The sequence below is a fragment of the Pseudomonas sp. HMSC063H08 genome (genome assembly GCF_001813645.1).
GTDB classification, from domain to species: Bacteria; Pseudomonadota; Gammaproteobacteria; order Pseudomonadales; family Pseudomonadaceae; genus Pseudomonas; species Pseudomonas aeruginosa.
In genome coordinates, this window is record NZ_KV813429.1 from 164078 (window position 1) to 166777 (window position 2700).

Consider the following 2700-nt stretch of genomic DNA (forward strand, 5'->3'; position numbering starts at 1 on the left):
CGCAAGGACGCGCCCGCCAGGGTCGCGTCGAGCGCCTGCAAGGTGTGCAGCTCCAGCAGTGCGGCAGGCGTGGGCCGCGAACGGGCCGCCGCCGCAGGCGCGGCAACCGTGGCGGCAGCCAGGGCGTCGAGTTCAGCCGCGAGCGTGCGATAGCGCGCGCAGGGCGTGGCGCAGGCACGAGTGGCGTAGAGGTAGGCCACGCCGTCTTCCAGGCCCTGCGCGAGCGCGAGCCGCAGGCAGCAGCCGGGCCAATGCGACACCAGCACCAGGCGCTTGCCGTCGTGGATCAGTTGCTTGCGGCCGGGAACGCGCCAGAACTCGAAGGCATGGGCTTCGGGTGGCGGGTCGGCGTCGGGATAGAGCTGCACCACGGCATCGTGGTCAGGGAACCAGGCCGGATGCGCGTCGCGCGCATCCAAGGCTGGGTCTTCCAGCAGGCGCAGGCTCCAAGCCTGCGCCGCGTCCGGCCAGCGGCGACGGCGCAGCCAGTCGCGGCGGTAATCGGGATTCCTGCGCAGGTATTCCCAAGCCAGCGCGGGGCCGTTGAGGTGCAGGACGTAGAGATAGGCGGCTGTCGGATACCAGTGGTCGGCGCTGCGATCAGTCATGGCGAAAGCTCCCTGTGCTTGGGATGCGTCGCCACGATTTCCGCGATGCGGGAGCTATCGAAACGCCATCAGGTCATCATCAAAAACGGTTAAGCTGTAACTGTCGGTGTCAAGACCGTTTGGCTCCGGCGTGTTGGGGAAATCGTCTGAATGCGACGGCTGCGCCACCCGGAAATGGTGCGCGGCACCGGATACCGTGCCGCAGCCCGCGCCAAAGATCAGGACTGTTTGCGTCAGACTGGCATCGCTTCAGTGCATCAATGCCGATTCAGACCTACCCGGTCTTGACCAGGACTGAAATAGTCACAGTGCGCCCCGGCTGGCCGTGCCGCGCTGGCGTTCATCAGTCCGTGATCGCGTCATTCTCCTGCGCCAGCCGGACGTACTCCGACAGCGGGCGCACCGCCTGGAAATACCGATCCCGCCGCACCGGCAACTTGCGCGGCCCGACGATGCCGGCCAGGTCGGACAGCCTGACCGTCCCCAGCGAGGGCATGCCGATGCCGAGGTCGATCAGGCCATAGGCCGTATCGCCATCGGCGGGGTCGAGCGACACCAGCAGCCAGGTCACATGCGCGTCGGGGGTAAACAGGCGCACCACCGGCAGCGGGTCGAGGCGCTGGCCAGCGGCGAGCGCCTCGCCGTGGGCCAGCAGCCGAGCGCGTTCATCAGCGGTGACAAGCTGCAGGGTCATGGGCAGAACTCCCACGGAACCGTGCATGCGTGTGGAAACACGGATGCACAAGCCATCGCATCCGTAGAAGAACGAAAGCGCAGAAGCGCAATTGCAGGAAGCCGGAAAGACACGGATGCGATTCCCCGGTTCTGTGGAAATCCGTAAATGCGGATTTCCGTAAAAGCACGGAACAGCGATTTTTGGGCACTGAGTTAAAGATAACGTGGTTTTAATTGTCCTGCGATTTGACGCTTCTGTCCATGCAGAAGCGATCCGTCCAACCTGGCCGCCCGGCCGGTGCCACCACCTTCGATGCCGAACTGGCGCAAGCCTTCGGCGCGGCGGTGCGCGCGCTACGGACGGAACGAGGGATCGCGCAGGAATCGCTGGCACACCTGGCCGGCATCGAGCGTTCGCACATGGGCAAGGTCGAGCGCGGCGAACACATGCCCACGCTGGCACTTATCTTCAAGATCGCCGGCGCGCTCGAATGCAGCACGGCGGTATTGATGAGCGAGGCTGAAAGCCAGCTCGCAGCAGCAGCGGCCCAGCCGTAGGCGCAGGCCGGGCAAGGCGGGCCGATCCGGTGCAGCCGGTTCGGCGGTGTTCAAGGGGCGCCAAGCGCAGCGCGGCGGGGATAGCCCGCAGGGCTTTCCCCTGGAGGCAAGCAAAGCGCGCAGCGCCGCCAGGCGCGAAGGCGTGAGGGATTGAAGCCGAATGGACATGACGCCATTGGCGGCATGGGGCGCAGCCCGAAAGCCCGGCGGCGCACCGCGCCGACACGCCATGCTGTTCCTGCTGCCACGGGCTTCGTGCCATCCAACCATCACCAATGCGATGCCAGCCCTGAACATGCCGGGCATGAGGCAACCGCCGAAACCCTGTGCAGGCGATGCTGCGATCAGCAGCACAGCGCCCCGCCGCAATGGGCGGGGCGCTGTGGGCGGCCGTCAGGCCGCCTTGGGCTTGCTGCGCGACCAGATCAGGTCGTGCGTGCCGTTCTCGCCTTCGATCAGGCGGGCATAGACCGTTGCCGGGAACGAAGGGTCGTCGATGGCCACCGACAGGTAATCCCGCCCGGCCTCGCTGGTTTTCTTCCACGCCGCGCCGAAGTCGTGGCCGGCCGCCTGAAGGCGGAAGTCCGGGGCGCTTTCGTTCTCGCCCTTGTCGTTGGGAACCAGCTTGGCCTTGACGTTGAGGGTCAGGGTGCGGAGCTGGCCGGTGAAGCCGTCTTTGTCTGCGGTGAAGGTGCCGATGTTAGCCATGATGATTTCTCCTTTCGGGTTGAACAAGGTCGCGCCAGTGCGTCCTTGTTGTGATCCGTCCGGCGGGGGATGGGCTGGCCGCACCGCGCAGCGGTCGCAACAACGTGGAGAACCTGGAAGCGAAAAGAATTTGCTGCGCGAGGAAGCCGCG

4 protein-coding genes are annotated in these 2700 nt (G+C 66.0%); 1 reads left to right on the forward strand and 3 read right to left on the reverse strand.

The features are described from left to right. The coding region (locus tag HMPREF2924_RS12800; RefSeq protein WP_070700533.1) for a DUF7011 domain-containing protein at nt 1-608 on the reverse strand (608 nt) is incomplete at its 3' end. A 343-nt stretch (nt 609-951) separates the two neighbouring features. Beyond that, on the reverse strand, nt 952-1302 hold the full coding sequence (locus HMPREF2924_RS12805; RefSeq protein WP_016254211.1) for a DUF2958 domain-containing protein: 351 nt from the start codon (nt 1300-1302) through the stop codon (nt 952-954). Nucleotides 1303-1544: 242 nt separating this feature from the next. Here HMPREF2924_RS12805 and HMPREF2924_RS12810 point away from each other — a divergent pair, with 242 nt between their 5' ends. Beyond that, nucleotides 1545-1841 (forward strand): helix-turn-helix domain-containing protein, encoded by a 297-nt coding sequence (locus HMPREF2924_RS12810; protein WP_016254210.1) that lies wholly within the window; start codon nt 1545-1547, stop codon nt 1839-1841. Between the two features lie 393 nt (nt 1842-2234). Here HMPREF2924_RS12810 and HMPREF2924_RS12815 read toward each other — a convergent pair whose 3' ends face one another. Next, nucleotides 2235-2549, reverse strand: a complete 315-nt coding sequence (locus HMPREF2924_RS12815; protein WP_016254209.1) for a DUF736 domain-containing protein — start codon at nt 2547-2549, stop codon at nt 2235-2237. Nucleotides 2550-2700 lie beyond the last annotated feature (151 nt).

Coding starts and splice junctions, on each gene's coding strand:
- HMPREF2924_RS12810 (WP_016254210.1), top strand. CDS start 1,545: ATGCAGAAGCGATCCGTCCAACCTGGCCGCCCGGCCGGTGCCACCACC.
- HMPREF2924_RS12805 (WP_016254211.1), bottom strand. CDS start 1,302: ATGACCCTGCAGCTTGTCACCGCTGATGAACGCGCTCGGCTGCTGGCC.
- HMPREF2924_RS12815 (WP_016254209.1), bottom strand. CDS start 2,549: ATGGCTAACATCGGCACCTTCACCGCAGACAAAGACGGCTTCACCGGC.